Below are 20,358 nucleotides of genomic sequence, written 5' to 3'. Positions count from 1 at the left end.
GTGCCATCACCGTTGTCAGTAACGGTGGCGTTGTCGCCCGCACTAACATTCGCCGCGGTGAGATCATCACCATCTACATCAGTTGAATTAGCTAATAGCTGTTCCTGACTGAAGGTGATTGAACCATCTTCGTCCACGCTGTAGGCCAAGTTACCGGACACCACGGGGGTATCGTTCACGGCAATGACACTCACGTCAGCGGTAGTGGTATCCGTGGCGCCGTCATCGTCGATAACTTGAACAGCAAGACTAACGTCACCGTTAAAGTTTTCGTTTGGCGCGAAGCTGTAAGTACCGTCGCCGTTGTCGGTAAGGATACCGTCGGTGCCGATGTAGCCCACGCTATCAACGCTTACTGTACCGTCCACATCACTTGAGTTAGCCAGAAGCTGCGCATCACTGAAGGTTAAGGTACCGTCTTCGTCAACACTGTAGCTCGTTGAACCCGCGACCGGGGCATCGTTCACATCGGTGACACTAACGTCAATATCGGCTGTGGTAACGGCCGTGCCATCACTCACACCAAAGCTGAGTGATACCTCGCCGTTGAAGTTTTCATTCGGTGCGAAGCTGTAGGTGCCATCACCGTTGTCAGTGAACACACCATCGGTTCCGGCGTAGCTAACCGAATCCACACTAAGCGTATCGCCAGCATCAATATCGCTAGCACCGCTCAATAGCTGAGCGTCGGTGAAGCTTAAGGTACCATCTTCGTTGATGGTGTAAGCGGCATCGCTCACCACCGCCACATCATTAACCGGGTTAACGGTAAGATCAACACCACTGGCTACCGTAGCGGTGCCATCACTCACATCAAAGCTTAAATCAATATCACCATTGAAATCCGCATCAGGCGTTACCGTGAAGGTGCCATCACCGTTGTCGGTAACGGTGGCGTTGTCGCCCGCACTAACATTCGCCGCGGTGAGATCATCACCATCTACATCACTTGAATTAGCTAATAGCTGTTCCTGACTGAAGGTGATTGAACCATCTTCGTCCACGCTGTAGGCCAAGTTACCGGACACCACGGGGGTATCGTTCACGGCAATGACACTCACGTCAGCGGGAGTGGTATCCGTGGCGCCGTCATCGTCGATAACTTGAACAGCAAGACTAACGTCACCGTTAAAGTTTTCGTTTGGCGCGAAGCTGTAAGTACCGTCGCCGTTGTCGGTAAGGATACCGTCGGTGCCGATGTAGCCCACGCTATCAACGCTTACTGTACCGTCCACATCACTTGAGTTAGCCAGAAGCTGCGCATCACTGAAGGTTAAGGTACCGTCTTCATCAACACTGTAGCTCGTTGAACCCGCGACCGGGGCGTCATTCACATCGGTGACACTAACGTCAATATCGGCTGTGGTAACGGCCGTGCCATCACTCACTCCAAAGCTGAGTGATACCTCGCCATTGAAGTTCTCATTCGGTGCGAAGCTGTAAGTGCCGTCACCGTTGTCAGTGAACACCCCATCGGTGCCCGTGTAACTCACATCCGCCACACTTAAACTGTCGTCGTCGACATCCGTCGCGCCCGCGAGCAGTTGCGCATCAGTGATCGTGATGTTGCCGTCTTCATCCACGGCGAAGCTTTGATCAGCAACCACGGCCGCATCATTGACAGCGTTAACGGTTAACACGCCTGTCGCAGAGACAGTTTCAGTACCATCTGAGATGTCAAAGTTTAAATCAAGGGCGCCATTCCAATCCGCGCTTGGCGTAACAGTAAAGGTTCCATCTCCATTATCAGTCACGTCGGCGTTCGCGCCTACCGAGAGATTGGTAGCAGTCAGGCTGTCTCCATCAACATCCGAAGCGTTAGCCAAAAGCTGCTCCTGCGTGAAGATGAAACTACCATCCTCTTGCATGGACAATTCGATTGGCGCACCGGTCTCTGGCCCGTCATTCTCCGATGTAAACTCTACGCTAAAGGTCTCCGACGTCGTATCGCTATCGAAGCTTTCACCAATTTCATCGGTCACTTCAACGCTCACGGTCTCTTCGGTTGTTTGCGTGTCTAGGCCGCTATCTGAAGAATCGCTCGAAGCGTCGCCGGAAGCGCCTTCGGTGCTTGAAGCGGCTTCCGAATCACTGGTAGAGCTGCTGCTAGACGCTGCCTCATCCTCCTCCGATGAGCCGCCCACAGACTGCGGGGAAGACGCCGTCGACTCACTGTCCGCACCGCTACTGTCGGAAGTCGTTGAAGATTCTACTACCGAACTTGAAGAATCTCCTGAACTGGTATCCGCCCCCGAAGCGTCAACGCTAGAGGCCGAGGAATCTGTCGAGGCCTCATCCTCTGTAGAGCTACCCGCAGCGCCCGAAGAACCATCGGCATTCGATCCCGCACTCGCTAATGTACCATCTCCACTGGCTACAGTATGAGTTGTCGTCTGGTTCTGCGACTGTTTATGCGTCGCATTGGTGGAACCTTCAGCACCCGTTGCTTCATCACTAGTATTTTCTACAGCATTATTTAGCGGGTCATTATTCGGGGTGTTTTCGTCAGACATCATCAATCTCCAATAGGAAAGCTTGGCGAAGAACAACTAATCAAAACTGGGAGCACAAGGTAATTGCTCTGGAGCTTACAGACCCTATGTTCTCTCGCCTATACTTTGAGTGTAGTTGAGGACTAGGTAATTTCTAATTCGAATGGAAATTTCAAGGGATTAGGCAATACTGGTTATATCAGTAGTTACTTAATCAACCTTAGTCGAGCGTCCTTCTCGTGCTCAAAAAGCTCACAGAAAGCGTTAGCGCCTCGCGGCATCAGCATCGTGAAAAAAGTAGGTAAGCAGAATTGAAAAGTAAGCATGACGCATTGGTCCATACACAACTCACGAGGATGGGCAAGACCTACATCTATGTCGTGGCGATTATCTCCACATTGCTCAGCTTGGTACTGCCGTTGAGTATTCTGGTACTGTTCGAAAAAATTATCCCAAATAACTCAACTGACTCCCTTATTGCAATTTACCTCATCATTATGGTGGCCATTAGCCTCGACTATGTACTTAAGATAGCTGAGGCTAAATTTCTCAACAGGCAGGGTTCTCAGGCTGGGAGAAAATTACTCACGGCAATCTACGTTGCATTCATTGCTGCGGACAAAAAGCTATTTAAGCGAAAGAAATATGGGGTTTATCTCGAAGACATTCGCGCCATTGAGCAGGCGAAAGAAGCATTAATGTCCGAAGATATTAAACTTGCCGCCACAATTACTTCTGGGTTAGTAGTACTGCTGGTCATCACCGGGATTGAGCCGGTTACAGGGGTACTACTTTGCGTAGGCACCATGGTTTCTTATCTCTGGACCCACCGCTATAAAGCGGTGCGCTCAACTACCCTGGTAGACAAATCTGTTACGGAAGGCAAGGCAAACACCGCCATCATCGATGTTGTCACAGCGCCCTATAAGGTAAAGTCTTCGAGCATGGAATACCGTTCAGAGCGGTATCTCTCTCCAATTATCGATAGCCGTGAAGAAAAAGGTAGTCGCAATGAAGCCTTATCGACATTGGTCAACTCACATATCGGTCTGATTAATCAGTTCTGTCTCTTCGTAGTAATTGTCGTTGCTGCAAGCCGTGTAATTGACGGTGTAGTATCACAGGGGGTTCTTGCCGCCATTGTTATGCTCGTTAACCGATACTTTAGCTTCCTTCAGCAATTTATTAACTTCGACCAAAGCAAGTCCCTCAACCTCAAAATTATTCAGTCTATTAATGATATCTTCGCACTAGTCAGCCCTCGAGATGAAGCCAAATATAGTTCAGAGGCAGTTGATACCCTGGTGCTTCACGGCGTTGAGTGCCAGCGCGGCAAGGTGGGCTTCATAACGGGTGGTAGCGGCTCAGGAAAGACCTATACACAGAAGCTACTTACCCAAGAAGTTGAACTAGTACACCCGGAATTCGGCAAGGTGAATGGCCTTAACATTGACGAATTTAGCCTTGATTTTTCTCGAGAACACATCATTCGCGTCACTCGCGGAGGAAGTTTTATCGACGGTACGCTCATTGATAATCTGACCTGCTTTAATCCCGAGCTTCACAACCTTTGTTACTACTTAGCAGAAGCTTTTCGTATCCGCCCAATCATCGATGATCTACCCAAAGGCTTTTACACGGAAGTCTCCCGGACGCAACGCTTACCGTTTAGCAAAAAGACTCACTACCTCATGCTAATTATCCGCGCAACTCTTTGTGAGAAGGATATTCTCCTGTTAGATGAAGTCGATCAAGTCTTCAGCCAAGCCGAAATAGAGGGTATAGCGCGAGTGCTTGCCAACCAACGACGTAACTTTTTTACTTTGATTGCCTCCAAGCAGTCATTTTCAGGAGATCTGTTCCAAACGGTTCCAGTGAAGGTGAATACCTAATGGCCATTCTGACCACTTCCCTTGACCAGAGCGACCTGATTGATGCCTACATTAATCACGTTTCGTTTGAAAACGTCTACCACCATCCGGTCTACCGAGGGTTAATCTTTACACTGATAAAGATGCGTTGGGAGGGTAACCCAAGTACTTTAGCTGACGCGTTCGAGCGTCGCGATAGTGATGCTGAGACTTATCAACATTGTTTAGAAGGGCTAGGCTACGAAACCGAAACCGTTGATTATCGCGACGCTTCGGCAAGTAATCTAACTTGGCAAGGACCCGGGTTGCTGATTGCCTCGGGTCACTCTTTGATTGTTATTGATATAACTGACGGCATTGCTAGCGGCTATGACTACATTAATGATACTCAAGTTACGCTAGATTTGCGGCAGTTAAACTTCAAGTTAATCTATCCCACGAAATTCAGCCAACTCTTTCGTGAATCATCCAACCAAGGCAGTGGTGCCAGAGGATGGATGCGCACACTAGTTGCTCCCTACGTCAGTAAGTTCAAGGATATTTTACTTATTAGTTTTGTCATTAACTTGCTGGGAGCATTGAACCCTTTTTTCATTATGAGTGTTTATCAGCATGCACTGCCTGCTGCGTCCAAAGAAAACCTCTTCTGGATTGTAATGGGGGCACTCATTGTTGTTATAGGCGAACACTATTTCAAACGGCGACGATCAGTGATCTTTGATCAGTCGGGTGGTGAGATTGCCAATAGGATTTCTCATGAAGTCGTGACTAAGCTTCTCTGGCTGCCATACTCAAGAACCTCCGTAGCTTCTGAAAGCGCTCAGCTAGCTCGAATTCGTGATATCGACAACATTCGCCGCACCTTGGTGAGTGAATCAACTCAGTCTTGGTTTGATCTGCCCTACGTTATTGTATTTTTAATCGCCATCCTCATCCTTGCTGGATCAACGGCACTGCTCGTGGTGGCTGGTGTCATATGTATGATTGTGTTTGCAATCATTTCCAGAATCACCTCTTCATTGGCGGCGACCCAGAGCTCACAAGCTTCCGCTAAGCTTCAAGCGCAATGGCACGAATTGCTATCTTCTCTTGATTCCATACAAGGTCTCCCGCTAGAAAGAATTGTCCGGCTACGCTTTGTGACGGCGCTAGAGAAGAGCGAAGTTGAGGGCGCAGCTAGCCGCCTTCTCAATATGAAGATTATGACCATAGGTGGCGTACTTACCCAAGTTATCGGCGCTAGCTGCATCATTTTTGCGAGCTCTTTAGTGATGAACGGCGATATTGACTTCGGCGCGATGCTGGCCATTGTTCTTCTAGTCTGGAAGTGCTTATCGCCGTTCGTTGGCATTTACAATTCAATTAATCGTCTCAAGCAGGTAGCCAAATCATCAGAACAGGTGGACGCACTCATGCAAATTACCGACGAGCGCGTAGACCTTAACAAGTCGACACCTGTCTGCTTCATCAACGCTAACGTCAATGTGTCGGATCTCACATTCAAGGTTCCAGGTAGCGAATTCATTCTGAAACAACTCAACTTCAAGGTGAAATCAAATGATTGGTTTGCTATTTCGGGCCCTTCAGGGTCTGGCAAATCATCCATTATGTCAGTCTTCTTAAGACTGATTGAAAATTACCAAGGCAAGGTCTGTATCGATGATATGTCCATCAAGCAGTTTAATGCCTACACCTACCGGACACTAATCAGATCCAAGCCCCAACATATGGATTTTCTCGAACTATCCCTGCGCGAAAACTTTCAAATGTTTGCGGGCTATTATGATGATAATTACTTAAGACGGTTCCTCAAACATATGCGAATCGAAGAATTCTTTCCTCAAGGGGTGGACACTTTGCTCAGTAGTGAATTTACCATTAGCTTGCCCACTGATATCCAAGAAATCTTGACGATAGCCGTCACGTTGGGCAGCCATGACGGAGGTTTAGTAATTTTCGACGAAGCTCTCTCGGGGACCGACATTATTTACCAGCGGAGACTAATCCGATGGCTAAAAGACAACTACCAAAACACCACATTTATGTTTATTAGTAATGAGCGTGAGCTAATTTCGAGCTGTAAGTCTATTCTCCTTTTATCGGACGACGGTTCACAAAAATATTTCGGCTCCGTTGATAAAGTTCTGGAGAATTATGAAACGCTACTTAACACCAAATTGTAATGATGCAGGAACATTCTGTTCATGGAACCGCTAAAGCAAATTTTAATCGATACTGAAAGTCGTATCGAAGCAGGTATTGATGAAGCTCGAGGGGGGAGTGTAACCAAAATAAGTACCCAAATTGCTCTGCTTCTGATGGGACTCATCATCTTCATTTGGGTAATGACCGCTGAGATGGATCAGGTTATTACAGCTACGGGCAAAGTGATCGAGCCGAGAGACGTAGAAATGATTCAACACCTTGAGGGGGGAATCATCAGTGAAATTCTAATTCAGGAAGGCGAGCGCGTTCATCGCGGTCAGCCGCTGGCTCGGCTTCACAATATCGAAAGCGAAAGTGCACTGCTCTCGCTCACCGTAGAAAGCGAAGCACTTCGCGGCGATATCGCGAAGTTGACGGCCCTCATTGACGGCTCCGAACCCGACTTTTCCAGTATTGAGTCAGCAGAGATCGCTCAGCTCTACAGGAGCTTTTGGGAGGCAGAGGACTTAAAGAATTCATCGCAGGATAATTCCCTGACGCTACAGATTGAAAAAGACCAAGCGCTGCTTGTATCCATGCAAGACCGCCTTGCTAGCTCCGAGCTGCAAAGAAGTCTAATGACACAAAAGGTTGAGATTAGAGAGGAGCTTTATAAACGACAGGTTAGCTCCTTGATAGAACTCATCCAAGCTCAAATCGACGATATGAATATGGCGAGAGAAGTTGAGAACCTTCGCGAAGCGATTTTAGAGAAGCAGCTAACCATTAGCTCTACGCAACAACAGTTAACTCGCGAGCGGGCCGATCGACTGGCCCAATATATGACTGAACTCGTCGACGCTCAGAAAAAACTCGCCGTCAATCTTGCCTCCTTGCCTCCTATCCAGGACAAAGTGGACCGACTAACCATCTACAGTCCCGCCGACGGGATTGTGGATAACATCAAGTTCAATTTCTCGAGTGCTGTGCTCCCCCCAGGAGAATCCTTTGCGGAACTTGCGCCGCTCGACCAAACGATTTTGGCTGAAATTGAGGTGGCGCCAAACGATATCGGACATATTGAAATTGGCCAGGCAGTCCGTATTAAGGTAAGCACTTATGACTTTGCTCAATACGGCTGGCTAAATGGTCGCGTAACGAGTATCTCGCGGTACTCTACCGAAACTGAGCAAGAGACCTACTTCACTGCCCGAGTTTCCCTGGATACAGACTTTGTGGTCAAGGATGGTGCGGAATATAAAGTTCTGCCGGCAATGGAAGTCACGGCAGAAATAATTACTGGCCGCCGCTCGGTTGCCGATTACTTTATCAAGCCCATTAAGTACTTGGTTCAAGGAGTATTTGATGAAAGGTAAGCTTGAGAAGCGTCGGAATACAGCGCTAATTGTACTCGTCGTTAGTCTTTTTACACTACTAACTTTCACCGTCTTCACGTTCATCAATATTGGTCAGCATGTTGATGACCGCAGATACTTCGGTTTTATAGAGGGCGAATTCGCAGGCATTGAAAACCGACTCCTTTCAATCAGGTCAGATAACTGCTCAGCCTTCAACGAGCAATGTCAGGATGACTTAAGTGCTTACTTGGCTAACGAGTTCCGCGCCAGTATTGAGCAAATTCAAGCTTGGGCAGGCAACGAAGATAACTGGTTTACCAAACGTCATGAGGAGCAACTAGAACAAGTTGTGATTGCTCTCCAAGCGTTTCGCGCAAATCCAAATATCGATCGTTGGCGAGTCTTGATATCCAAGATAGCTGAAATGCGAGAAATTCATGCCGCGCTTGACCAACGGTTACTTAGTCGCGCCGAATCACTCGTTGACACCTTGGCATTAGGGCTAATATTACTTGCGCTCGCAGCAATCATAGCAACGCTTCTATCAATATTTTATCAGCGTAGAATTACTCAGGAAGCAAAGCTGGATGATCATGAACGCTGGAGTCAAATTCAGGAGCTCAACCAGTCACTAGGACAGGTTGAAAGTCTTCAGTCTTTGGTCGAGTCAGATGATCTTGATCCTGCGGTCCAAGCAATTATTATGCGATACATCGCCATGCATGGCTCGCTAACGGAATCTACACAAGGAATTGAGCTGTTTCGAAACATCAATAAATCAATTAATTATGAATTCCGAAGTCTTACCAATACTATTACCGGCGGTCTTCGCCTGCTTACGGGCGAAATCGAAGGGAAATCATTGGTGCTTGCCAACGAAATGATGCAATCAACGGTTGTGCTAGATGACCTCGCGAACAACTTCTTGGGTATTTTCGGCGATGCGACTTCAGACATTGAAAGTAATGTTCAAGATGTCATTGATCGCGTTCTCTCACTTGTTAGAGCGAAATCCGAACGAAACTATCAACAACTCGAATGTTTCGTCAGTCGATACGTCTCGGATACTCTCCAAGTATCGCCTATCAAGTTACTCTGGACTATCTACCTAGAGCTATCAAAGGTTATCGATGTATATCGTAATAAGCAGGTAGTCATTTTGATTGATTCTCAGCGTGAAGTGGGCTCTGTTCGCCAAATTCTCAGTGTTAAATTCTATTTCGTTGACTCCTTGAGTGGTGTTATTAAGGAGTTAGACGAACGTGAATGGGGGGAAGATAAAGAGGTTGGATATTGTTATGCAGACTTAATTTTCAGCGGAAATGTCCCCGCTACTTATATGATTGCCAAAGATCCCAATGGCGATGTTCGTTATACACTGTCGCTTACTATACGATCAGCCTCGTCGCAAACAGAAGCTATGCCGCTTGCCGACAACACCTACTTACTGTGTGGCTCCTCCAGCTTGCAAAACGATATCATTGATCAAACTATCCGCCAGGCCGGCGGCGAAGTTGTCTATCTCCCAACACCGGCATCGGCATTTCAAACCGTCCCTAAATACCCCGAGGCAGCAGGTGTCATAGTTACCGATACAATTGAAGGTATCGAGTTAAAGTCTTTTTTAAGGACGTTAAGCTCTCGGATGAAGAGTGCGAAGTTAAAGCCAAAATTAATTTTAAGCTTATCTTCGAAGAAATTCGAAGTTGAAACAACGGATTTTGTTGATCAGGTCGTCCTTCGTCCCACCAGTCCCGTGTCCTTCGTAAGTGCCTTAGTTTCCGTTCTTCCAGATAGTAATGAAGACGGCGATGCTGAAGCAGCCAAAATTATCTGCGTAGATGATGATATGACGCATGGCTTCATTCTCTCTGAAATTCTGGAAGCGGGAGGTTGGCCCGCTGAGCACCACGAAAATTCGCGTGAGGCGGTGGAATATATTATTAGCCATCCTACCAAGGTAGTTTTTATGGACTGCATCATGCCTGATCTAAACGGATTCGAAGCTACCCGTATGATTCGTGCCTATGAAGCAGAAAACAACATCAAGCAGCCCATTACAATTATTGGGGCTACCGGCTTAACAAGCGTCTCCGAAATGAATGACTGTATTGAAGCTGGGATGGATTACGTTATTAACAAACCCTATTCTCAAGATGAAATACTACGTGTTCTTAAGACCTACTCGGCAGCGCGTAAAGTGGTCTAAGTAGGTAGAACTCTTGAATCTAGAACGAGACAATTCGCCCATTTCAAGGGTTATGCTACTCGCCTACCTCACCATGTGGCCTCGAAACTAGAAGCTCACAATTCGTCCTTATCAGAGATCGAATAGCTGGGAATTTAAGCTCAAGACTTCTATGGTAGACTATCGAACGTTCGCTAATTTTGAGGCCACCAATGAATTTCCAGCAAGTAGTAGAAAGCCGCCGTAGCGTGCGAGGATTTTTACCAAAAACTATCCCCCACGACACGTTAACGCGCGTACTAAAGCTCGCCAATTTAGCGCCTAGTAACTGTAATATCCAACCTTGGCACGTATTCGTAGCCTCTGGCGAAAGCTTAGCTGCACTAAAAGCAGCCTACATCGAGGCTGCCACCAGCACTCCGCCCAAACCTGACTATCCAAGCCCACGACCGTTTCCTGAACCCTATCGCCAACGACAAATTGATTGCGCAATCGCGCTCTATAATGAGATGGGGATTGCAAGAGGAGACAAGCTCGCTCGTGATGCCGCAACACTAAGAAATTTTGAGTTCTTTGACGCGCCACACGTATTGTTCATAGGGATGAATGCGAAATTTGGTGCCAGCGTTGCGCTCGATGTGGGAATGTACGCCCAAACATTAATGCTAGCACTGACTGCAGAGGGGCTGGCTAGTTGCGCTCAGGGCGCATTGCGTCAGTACCCGCAGATTGTCAGGGATTTCTTCGAACTTGATGACGACATCAACATTCTGATGGGCCTATCTTTTGGCTATGAAGACACTTCCGTTGCTGCGAACCATACCCGTGTTGGTCGCGAGGACATTACCAGTTCGGTAATATTTAGAGAATAAGGATACCTTTTAGAGGATGCTCAAACTCAACAGGAACGGCTACGCTGACGGCGGCAGAAAGCGAAATCGCTCGCGCACACCCGATACAGCAATAGGCTTGCCGGCTAATTCAATAGGCCGGTATAGCCACAGACTTAGCGCATCCATCGCCGCCTGTTCAAAGACCCCTTCAGGTACCGCGCTCACTACCTTAATATCAACCGCACGGCCAACTTCATTGATAACAAACTCAAGCTCAACCTCGCCCTCTCTGCCAAGCCCTGTGACCGGATACTGAGGCAGAATACGAACGATTGGTGTTGGCTGCTCCCGCTCCAAAGCCGCTGGTTGTTGGGCGCTAAGTCCGCTAAAAATAGCCACGGACAGAATGAGTACGAATCTAATCACATAGGTTCCTAAACAGTTGGTGTAAATGTTTAAGCAGTTGTACCACAGCCATTCCCTTTCTGTCATGGTCATGTATCATAATTACTGATTCAGCAAAATAATAAAAAGGTGTGTTCATGCTACGTAAGTTGTTAATTGGGGTGTCTCTGTGCGCGTTTATAACGGGCTGTGCCACTACTCGCCCCAACAACCTAGACAATATGTGTAGTATTTTCGAGCAGCGCTCAGATTGGTACGAAGCTGCGCTTGACGCTCAAGAACGCTGGGGTACACCTATTCAAGTACCGATGTCCATTATCTATCAAGAGAGCTCGTTTCGTCACGATGCGCAACCAGCAATGCGTTACTTTTTATTCATCCCCTATGGCCGACCCAGTACCGCCTATGGTTACCCGCAAGCCAAGGACGAAACTTGGGATGAGTATATCCGCGAGACCGGTAACTGGGGAGCAGATAGAGACGACTTCGATGATGCCATAGATTTCATTGCTTGGTATGTTAACAAGACGCAACGAATTACGGGTGTATCGAAGTGGGATGCCTATAACCAGTATCTTGCCTATCACGAAGGTCGTGGGGGGTTTAGCCGTGGTTCACATCAGAGTAAGACATGGCTACTGAACACCGCTAGACGCGTTGATGATAGAGCGAAGACCTATAGCGCCCAATATCGTGCTTGCAAGGATGATCTCGATAGCTGGTTCTAAACCTCGATAGCTGGTTCTAAACTTAGGCGCAGTTTTCCACGAAGCCAACGAGGCCAACGAGGCCAACGAGGCCAACGAGGCCAACGAGGCCAACGAGGCCATTATCGATGACACCTCGCTAGCAATCTATAGATGGTTACTCCACAAAAATGGTGATTTTCTTAGAAACTACCATTGGCTCGTGAGGCACATGAAAATGATCTCCTAAGATGAGCTGAAGGGTGTGTTGACCAGGTTCTAAGGTCAATTCAACCTCAGTTTGACCACCCCCAAAGTGGCGCACATCGCCGCCCATTGGCTTCCCTGGCTCTGGTAACTCATCATGATCAATCAGCAAGTGATGATGCCCTGTATTAGCACGTTCAACACCCGCAGGAGCCACACCCATACCGCTGAGCCCGAATACCACCTTAACGGGCGAGGTGACCGTTGCATTATCCGCCGGTGTGACAATGTAGAGTTCAACGTCATCAGCAGAAGGGCTTGCAGCCAAGGTGAGACCAGAAGCAAACACCGAGAGCATCAATCCAAATTGTAAAAATAGTTTAGTCATCATTATTCCTCTCTTAAACAAGTATTCGTTAGGACCTTCGTTTTGGATCCGAGTTTGGTAACTCAAAGCTCATCGGTCAGATGTTTTAGTGGTAACTGAGTGCTGGAGATCGGAGTTTGCAGCACAAAGGAACTCTGAACACCCTTCACTCCTTCAATTTCCGTTAAATTATTTAGCAGGAAACGTTGATAGTAGTCTAAGTCCGGTACCACTACTTTCAAAAGGTAATCGGCGTCTTGCCCAGTGATCAGTGCGCATTCAACTACCTCATCAAACTGCTCCAACGCCGTTTCGAAGCGTTCGAAGTGATCGCGGGTATGGCGCTCGAGTACCACGTGCAAATAGGCCGTCAAACCAAGTCCTAACCGCTTACGATCTAAAAGCATTACGCATTTGGCGATATACCCAGCTTCCTCTAACTGCTTAACACGCCTTGCACAGGGCGTTGGTGAAAGGCCTACCCGTTCTGCTAACTCGATATTCGTTATCGAACCATCTGTTTGAAGAATAGAAAGTATCTTTTTATCTAACTTATCCATAGTTAAATAACCTAATAAAAGTAGAAATAGTGAGTTTATTCACCAAATAATAGCAAAATTATTAAAAATAGGCGATTCGTTCACCTCCATAACTAAGCTATAATCTGATTTTATTTCACACTATTAATGGACCATCTCCGATGTCAGGCTTCAATCATCAAAAATACCGCCCTATGCCAACCTTCAAGCTTGCCGATCGCAAGTGGCCGGATGCAGACCTAAGTCACGCGCCTATCTGGTGTAGCGTAGACCTGCGTGATGGTAATCAGGCGCTGATTGAACCAATGTCAGTGGAACAAAAATTGGAGATGTTTAGCAGTTTAGTTGAGCTGGGATTCAAACAGATTGAGATAGGTTTCCCTTCAGCGTCGCAAACGGAATTTGAGTTCTGCCGTCGTCTTATCGATGAAAATCGCATTCCTGCGGATGTCACCATCCAAGTACTCGTTCAGGCCCGCAAGCACCTGATTGACAAAACCTATGAAGCATTATCAGGTGTGACGAAAGCAATTATCCACGTCTACAACTCTACTTCCATCGTCCAACGTGAGAAGGTCTTCAAGTTAGATAAGGCAGGTATCATTGACATTGCAAAACAGGGGGCTCAGTGGGTTATGGAAGGCGCTGTGGCCTATCCGCAAACCCAATGGCAATTCCAATATAGCCCTGAGAGTTTTACCGGTACTGAAGTAGACTTCGCCGTCACCGTATGTAACCACGTGATTGACATTTGGCAGCCTACGCCACAGCGCCCCTGTATTATCAACCTTCCGGCAACCGTAGAAACCAATACCCCTAATGTGTTCGCCGATCAAATCGAGTATGCGTCTCGTCACTTAAAACATCGCCAGGCGGTGAAGCTAAGCGTCCACACTCACAATGACCGCGGTTGCGCCGTGGCCGCATCGGAAATGGCGTTACTCGCTGGTGCCGACCGTATAGAAGGTACAATCTTAGGTAACGGTGAACGCACCGGCAACATGGACATTATTACTTTGGCCATGAACCTATATAGCCAAGGCATTGATCCCGAACTTAATTTAGGTAGCATTGAACAGCACCTCGAAGTGTTCGAGCGCTGCACTCAACTACCCCGCCACCCCCGTCATCCATGGGTGGGAGATTTAGTCTACACCGCATTCTCTGGCAGCCATCAAGACGCCATTAAAAAGTGCTTAGCTATACAGAAAGACGATCAACCATGGGATATTGCCTACCTTCCCATTGATCCCGCAGATTTAGGTAGAGACTACGAAGCCGTTATTCGAGTAAATAGCCAGTCGGGCAAAGGCGGTATTGCCTACCTGCTTGAGCGAGAATTCGGCGTTAGACTGCCACGTTGGCTACAAATTAAATTCAGTCAGATCGTGCAGAAGGTCACTGATCAGTCAGGTCGTGAGGTCTCTGGCGAACTACTTTACGAGTTACTCTGGCAGCATTTTGGTTCGCTGGCCAATTATCAACTAACGAGTTACAACATTAAGAATGCCGATGAGCAAACAGCCATCGATGCGCTACTTAAGGTTAACGACGAACCGCTTACCATCCAAGCTACTGGTGGCGGTGCGCTCGAAGCCCTTTGTTTGGCGCTGAGCCATTCCTTAGATTGCCAGATCAACATTAAGCAATACCACGAGCATGCACTTCAATCCGCCGCCAGTGCGGAAGCGATTTGTTACGTGGAAGCAGAAATAGACGGCGTCAGCTCAATTGGTATTGGTCGAAGCCAAGATGTTATGGGTGCCGGCTTCCAAGCTATTATTTCAGCCGTTGCTCATCGGGCTGCGGCTATTGCTTAGGCTTGGACTCCAAGCAACCATCGCCATTTGATTTGCACGTGGTATACTGCGCGGGATTTTAATAGTCGCCCTAATTAACGAGGCACTGACGGAGCACAAATGAGCAGCACAATTGACAGTCAACTTCTACGCGAGGCGTTGGGCCAGTTCCCTACCGGCGTAACAATTGTGACGGCTCTTGACGCCGACCAACAGCCTATTGGCATGACTGTCTCAAGCTTTAATAGCGTTTCGTTAGAACCCGCACTTGTTCTTTGGAGTGTCGGTCGTGAAGCGCATGCCTTTGAAGCCTTTAATCAAGCTTCGCATACGGTCATTCATGTCCTCAATGCCAAGCAAAAAGAGCTATGCCTCACTTTTGCCACGCCGGGTGCCGATAAGTTCGCGGCCGCCGATACCGAAGTCAACCAACACGGCATTCCTATGCTGAAGGACTTTGTTGCGCGTTTTCAGTGTAAAGCCTACAACCGCTACGATGGCGGTGATCACGTTATCCTTGTGTCAGAAATTGAAGCGGTGGAAATCAACCCCGCCTCAACCTTAACCTTCCATCGTGGCGATTTCAGCCAGCTCGGCTGATGGGTTCCTTCCCTAGGGTATCTTTAGCTAAATAGTTCATTCCTCATTACAGCTTATTTACGCGTTAAGCGCGGTGCATAACTATTCGATTAGCTATCGCCGCTGCGACCACCATTCTTCAGTTCTTAAGCCTTCCATCCACGCTTGCACCTCAACCCCCTCTGTAAAAAATACTTTCAATTAAACTGCATCCAAACTAATCCCTAAGACGTCAAATAGAAAAGGAGCCTAAAAAAGGACAGGAATAATGAACGCATTAAAATGGATTCTCATGGTTTTATTCGTTGTCAGCGCATTGGTAGCTGTCAGCAATATCGGTAGTAGCCATATTCACATATCAGGCATATCAGGAGACTTCGGTGCTCTCGAGCCATTTGTTGCCGCGATTGCTGTGATCTTCGCCATTGCCATTTTGATAGGTGTGGGAATTCTACTCGCTGTGGTGCTAGGAAGCGTTGCGGTAGTGGTGATCTTTTCGGTGTTAATTGCATGCTCAATCGCATTACTTCCAGCGATACTCCCTGCGTTGTTTGTGATTGGAATTATCTGGCTGATTGTCAATGTGTTCAGCGAGAAAGCTTAAGCGAGTTTAACGAGGGTCCCCCAAACCTCGTTAAGCTCCACTTCTTATCTCCCCCCACGGAGATATCACTTGCGCCCCAGTTTGGGGCGCTTTTTTTTGCGCTATTAAAATAGCTTACTGAGTAATAGAGCAAGCTTGAGTTAGTGTTAAGCCGTTATTCCCATTACTAAAAAGCCGCATTAAAAAATGCGGCTTTTTGTGATTCTAATGAACTAGAACTTATTCTCCTATAGAAGCCTGAAGACTCATCATCCAACGCCCGTATAGGAACATGCCGAAAGCTGATAACAGGCCTACTGTTCCCATAATGTACCAAACTAAACCGATATCATTAGCCTGATAGAGCATCTCCTGAGCCGCCAGTGACTCCATGCCAGTGAAGTCTACTAGGCGATAAAATGCTTCACCAATTGGGATAGCCTCAACCTCACTAGCGCTTACTCCATTACTCAATAGGTAGTCTCTAGAAATATTATCCTTTGACGCCCAGCGATCGTACATCCAAGGCCCCAACCAACTTTCCAACGTCCAGCCTATAAATAGTGGAAATTGAGAAAATCCCAAATACATCGCCTTCTTACCACGAGGCGCCATATTACCCAGGTACTCGGAGAATTTCGGACTTGATAGCATTTCGCCGATACTAAAGGTAGTAATCGCTAACGCCACGAACCAAGCATAATTAAAGCCGCCAATTGCTAGCAGCGCACCCGAGCTCATGATAGTTCCAAGTGTAATTGCACTAATGGCTTTAAACTTCGAAGAAATCCAAGCGAACAGAAAGCAAACAGTCATAATCAACATCGCATTAATGTTAACTAAACCCTCTGGAAGAACGCGCGTACCATCGTTATCCAAGACCATGAGTTTTGTCGCGATAGGGCCCGGCGTTGAGCCATCAGACCAAATGGTACTGACGATCGTAGAGGTATCAACCCATTCCGCAATATGCACCGGCAAAACATCGAACAACGACATGAACATAAACCAGAAGCCGGAGAAAACGATGAGATACATCATTAGTGGAGGGTTCGCTAACTCTTTTAGCGACTCTCTCACCAAGCTAGTCTGCTCTACCGCTGCCGCTTTTCGGGCCAAACGCTCCTCCTTACCAACTTCCTTATAGGTAAGTAACAGCAGTAAGTTACAGGCGATGATCGCAGTACAGGCTATGAAGACGAACTGCCAATCAAGTTGACGTAATGCACCGGCGACAACTGGTGCCATAGCGCCACCAATATTTACCGTCTGATAAAAAATCCCCCAGGCCATCGAGGAGTTCTCTCGATTGGTAGACATCACTAGCGTGCCTTGAATACCGGGCTTGAATACGCCGGTACCTAACGCCAGCATTACCGCTCCCGCAAAGAAGCCCCAGTAGGTGGGAAACAACGCCATAATGACATAGGCCACCATTTTGAGAATGGTCGAGACAAAGATCGTTTCTTTATAGCCGTAACGGTCCGACAGCCCGCCAGTTAACACCGGAATCAATGACTGAATAATGGACCACACTACAAAGATTGAGCCGAGCGCCGTCATAGTGATGCCTAATCCACCCTCTGATTCGGCAGTTGTGGCATAAATAGGCGCCGTAGCACGCACGCCATAGTAGGCTAAGCGCTCTACCAGCTCCATTCCACCCACTACCCAAAATACGTAGCTCAGTGACGCTATCGATGCAAATAGTCCTAGCTGCTTAACATCACGTGCCGCATTGACGGCATCGTTCAATCGTGAATTGTCATTCGACATAATCTCTCCGCACTTAACAGTACTTATCGTTATCGTTATTGTTATCGTTAAAAAAATACCCCGTGATACTAACGCGGCACAGACTACCAAAAAAGCATAATTCTTAGTTCGAAGCTCTACCCGACGAAATTTACGGGACTAACGGCCGTCTCGACTGAATTAAATTCTCCGAATTATTTCACTAAGTAGCGACGGGAAAGCAGAATTCCTTACCTACTACAATTACGTGTGTGCGCGGCAAAAAAAAACGACTTGGAGTCTAGCGCTAGGCTTAAGCGCAGATTCACAAGTCGTTTTCTATATGCAATGCTAAGTTAGCAAGCACTTACAAACATTACACCCTAACTAAACGGTGATGATTTTCATATTATTGGTGCCACCAGGGCGATTAACACTGCCATAAGTCAGAATGAACTGCTCACCAGGCTGAACCCAGCCGCGCTGGTTAAGCGCATGCGTTACCATTTCGGCCCGAGTATCGGAAACCATTTCATCGGCGCTAATTAATATTGGCGTCACATTGCGCAACAGCGCTAAGCGGTTAGCTACACGTTTACGACGACAGAAAGCAACAATAGGCAGCGCACCGGTTACGCGAGACATTAATGAAGCGGTATGACCCGACTCCGTCATATTCGCAACCACTTTGATTGTGCCCATGTGGCGAGCGGTGTACATGGCTGCATTGGCAATAGCTTCATCTACCTGTCCGGAATCCTTGTGGAGCGCTTCGTCGCGAATAGCTTGCGGCTCGTACGCCTCAGTGCCCTCAATCACTGATGCCATGGCAGTAACTGTTTCAATGGGATAGCGACCTGCTGCCGTTTCTCCGGATAGCATCACGGCATCGGTACCATCCAGAACAGCGTTCGCCACGTCAAGGACCTCAGCACGAGTGGGTGCCGGCGCATCCATCATTGACTCCATCATCTGGGTAGCCGTAATAACAGGTACGCCTAATTTTCGAGAGCGCTCAATAATCTTCTTCTGTGCACCAGGCAGAGCTGCATCACCAATTTCAACCGCCAAGTCACCGCGAGCCACCATCACCACATCCGATGCTGAGATAACATCAGTCATTGCCTCAGGTGTTGCAACCACTTCCGCACGCTCTATTTTTGCGACAATCAATGCATTGCCGCCGGCTGCATTCATACGCTGGCGAGCATCTTCCAAATCAGCGCCAGTTCGTGGAAATGAGACCGCTAGATAATCCACATCTAGCGAAGCAGCCAATTCAATATCGGCGTAGTCCTTTTCGGTAAGTGCTGCGGCGGAAAGACCACCACCTTCTTTGTTGATACCTTTGTTATTAGATAGCTTACCCGCAACAACCACTTCACATTTAAGCTCAGTGGCCAGTTTTTCCTTTACAACGAGTACTACTCTACCATCATCTAACAGCAGACGATCACCAGGATCACAATCGGTAATCAACGCTTCATAGTCTACCGCTACGGCCTGACTATCTCCGGCGGTTTTATCCATGTCCGTGCGAAGGGAAAACTCTGCGCCTTCTTCCAAAACCACTGAGCCCTCAGCGAACCGAGCGATACGAATCTTTGGCCCTTGCAGGTCACCCAAAATTGCCACATGAACACCCAGTTCGGCGGATGCCTTACGAACCTTAGTGACTCGATCCTCGTGATCCGCGGGTTCCCCATGGGAGAAATTCAAACGCACGACGTTAGCACCAGCGGCGATGAGGCTTTTTAACGTTTCGTAGTCACTCGTTGCGGGGCCTAACGTAGCTACAATCTTGGTATTTCGCATTCAGACAACCTTAAAGGTAATAAAATTACAAGATAATCAATCAATGACGCCCTTTAATATCGGCGTTTCAGCGATTTTTTAATATATCTCAATTTGCATTAGCCCTTATTGTAATTTTTTTACAGGAAAAATAAAAGTACCAAAAGAATAAACAACTAAACTCCTATAATGAGCAAGTTAATGTCGCCCTCAGTGCACCTCAATGACAGCCGAGCGCTAATCTACGATTGGTTTAAATCTTGGGTGGACATCGTGCCAACACGAAAATTCTCAGCCCTTAATATCCACCCATTGGTCAATGAAGCGTTAAACAGCAATTCGCTAAGTAACTGCTTCGAAAGATTCATCAACGCTGGTGAAAGGCTATCAATAGGAATGTGGGAAAAAGCTCACCACTGCTTTGAATCAAGCTTACTACCCTTTGAGCACTTTGCTACCACACCTCTATCAACCCAAATCAAGGCTTGGATTGTTGCTAATTACGACGGTCCTGAGTCAGACCACTCAACCACTTCGCTATCTCAGCTATTAGCCATTATGACGGACCTCTCGCTGCACAATCCGCTTCACGAACAACATCACCTTTTACATAATTACCTACTGCCATTGAGCCAACATAGCCGCTTAGCATTACCGCTTTGCGCCGGCCCATACCGTCAGCTGAGCGAACTACTCTACCGGTGGTGTCTCATTGAAGATCAATGGCTTACCCAACATGCGCACTAACCAACTTAAGGGCAGCGCTGACCGTTTTGTG

At 47.5% G+C, this 20,358-nt stretch carries 16 protein-coding genes; 10 read left to right on the top strand and 6 right to left on the bottom strand.

The genetic code is table 11. The features are described 5' to 3' along the window. Positions 1-2,513 (bottom strand): tandem-95 repeat protein (locus tag DFR27_RS03595; RefSeq protein ID WP_211327547.1); only part of this gene is annotated, 2,513 nt, incomplete at its 3' end. Positions 2,514-2,803: 290 nt separating this feature from the next. Between DFR27_RS03595 and DFR27_RS03590 the strand changes: the two genes are divergently transcribed. The 5 genes from DFR27_RS03590 (at position 2,804) to DFR27_RS03570 (ending at position 10,926) form a co-directional block, all read left to right on the top strand. Beyond that, positions 2,804-4,384 carry an ABC transporter transmembrane domain-containing protein gene (locus DFR27_RS03590; protein WP_147434511.1) on the top strand — a complete coding sequence of 527 codons (1,581 nt, stop codon included), beginning with the start codon at positions 2,804-2,806 and terminating at the stop codon, positions 4,382-4,384. Further along, the gene (locus tag DFR27_RS03585) at positions 4,384-6,546 is read left to right on the top strand and encodes an ABC transporter transmembrane domain-containing protein (RefSeq protein WP_121876072.1); all 2,163 of its coding nucleotides are present in this window, start codon (positions 4,384-4,386) and stop codon (positions 6,544-6,546) included. The genes DFR27_RS03590 and DFR27_RS03585 overlap by 1 nt, the downstream gene beginning before the upstream one ends. 21 nt (positions 6,547-6,567) lie before the next feature. Further along, positions 6,568-7,884 carry an HlyD family type I secretion periplasmic adaptor subunit gene (locus DFR27_RS03580; protein ID WP_121876071.1) on the top strand — a complete coding sequence of 439 codons (1,317 nt, stop codon included), beginning with the start codon at positions 6,568-6,570 and terminating at the stop codon, positions 7,882-7,884. Continuing rightward, positions 7,874-10,075 (top strand): response regulator, encoded by a 2,202-nt coding sequence (locus DFR27_RS03575; protein ID WP_121876070.1) that lies wholly within the window; start codon positions 7,874-7,876, stop codon positions 10,073-10,075. The genes DFR27_RS03580 and DFR27_RS03575 overlap by 11 nt, the downstream gene beginning before the upstream one ends. 191 nt (positions 10,076-10,266) lie before the next feature. Beyond that, positions 10,267-10,926 (top strand): nitroreductase, encoded by a 660-nt coding sequence (locus DFR27_RS03570; protein WP_121876069.1) that lies wholly within the window; start codon positions 10,267-10,269, stop codon positions 10,924-10,926. A 39-nt stretch (positions 10,927-10,965) separates the two neighbouring features. Here the strand turns inward: DFR27_RS03570 and DFR27_RS03565 are convergent, their stop codons facing one another. Further along, positions 10,966-11,313, bottom strand: a complete 348-nt coding sequence (locus DFR27_RS03565) for an energy transducer TonB (protein ID WP_170150766.1) — start codon at positions 11,311-11,313, stop codon at positions 10,966-10,968. A 116-nt stretch (positions 11,314-11,429) separates the two neighbouring features. Here DFR27_RS03565 and DFR27_RS03560 point away from each other — a divergent pair, with 116 nt between their 5' ends. Next, positions 11,430-12,020 (top strand): transglycosylase SLT domain-containing protein, encoded by a 591-nt coding sequence (locus DFR27_RS03560; protein WP_121876067.1) that lies wholly within the window; start codon positions 11,430-11,432, stop codon positions 12,018-12,020. Between the two features lie 136 nt (positions 12,021-12,156). Here the strand turns inward: DFR27_RS03560 and DFR27_RS03555 are convergent, their stop codons facing one another. Continuing rightward, on the bottom strand, positions 12,157-12,573 hold the full coding sequence (locus DFR27_RS03555) for a DUF4399 domain-containing protein (RefSeq protein ID WP_245962591.1): 417 nt from the start codon (positions 12,571-12,573) through the stop codon (positions 12,157-12,159). Between the two features lie 62 nt (positions 12,574-12,635). Continuing rightward, entirely contained in the window at positions 12,636-13,112 is a 477-nt protein-coding gene (locus tag DFR27_RS03550; protein WP_121876065.1) for an Lrp/AsnC family transcriptional regulator, read from the bottom strand. A 140-nt stretch (positions 13,113-13,252) separates the two neighbouring features. Here DFR27_RS03550 and leuA point away from each other — a divergent pair, with 140 nt between their 5' ends. From leuA to DFR27_RS03535, 3 genes are all read left to right on the top strand, one after another. Next, entirely contained in the window at positions 13,253-14,911 is a 1,659-nt protein-coding gene (gene leuA / locus DFR27_RS03545) for a 2-isopropylmalate synthase (RefSeq protein ID WP_121876064.1), read from the top strand. A gap of 99 nt (positions 14,912-15,010) precedes the next feature. Continuing rightward, positions 15,011-15,490, top strand: coding sequence for a flavin reductase family protein (locus DFR27_RS03540; protein ID WP_121876063.1), 480 nt, complete (start codon positions 15,011-15,013; stop codon positions 15,488-15,490). 247 nt (positions 15,491-15,737) lie between these two features. Further along, on the top strand, positions 15,738-16,073 hold the full coding sequence (locus tag DFR27_RS03535) for a hypothetical protein (RefSeq protein ID WP_121876062.1): 336 nt from the start codon (positions 15,738-15,740) through the stop codon (positions 16,071-16,073). A gap of 219 nt (positions 16,074-16,292) precedes the next feature. Here the strand turns inward: DFR27_RS03535 and DFR27_RS03530 are convergent, their stop codons facing one another. Together DFR27_RS03530 and pyk are read right to left on the bottom strand one after the other, a co-directional pair. Beyond that, positions 16,293-17,828, bottom strand: coding sequence for an MFS transporter (locus DFR27_RS03530; RefSeq protein ID WP_121876061.1), 1,536 nt, complete (start codon positions 17,826-17,828; stop codon positions 16,293-16,295). A gap of 345 nt (positions 17,829-18,173) precedes the next feature. Beyond that, positions 18,174-19,601, bottom strand: coding sequence for a pyruvate kinase (gene pyk / locus DFR27_RS03525; protein ID WP_121876060.1), 1,428 nt, complete (start codon positions 19,599-19,601; stop codon positions 18,174-18,176). A 180-nt stretch (positions 19,602-19,781) separates the two neighbouring features. On the opposite strand from pyk, the gene DFR27_RS03520 reads away from it, so the two are divergent. Next, complete coding sequence (locus DFR27_RS03520; RefSeq protein WP_121876059.1) at positions 19,782-20,327, top strand: hypothetical protein; 546 nt, start codon at positions 19,782-19,784, stop codon at positions 20,325-20,327. Positions 20,328-20,358 lie beyond the last annotated feature (31 nt).

The sequence above is a fragment of the Umboniibacter marinipuniceus genome (assembly GCF_003688415.1).
Classification (GTDB): domain Bacteria; phylum Pseudomonadota; class Gammaproteobacteria; order Pseudomonadales; family DSM-25080; genus Umboniibacter; species Umboniibacter marinipuniceus.
This window is presented reverse-complemented; position numbering and strand designations above follow the sequence as displayed.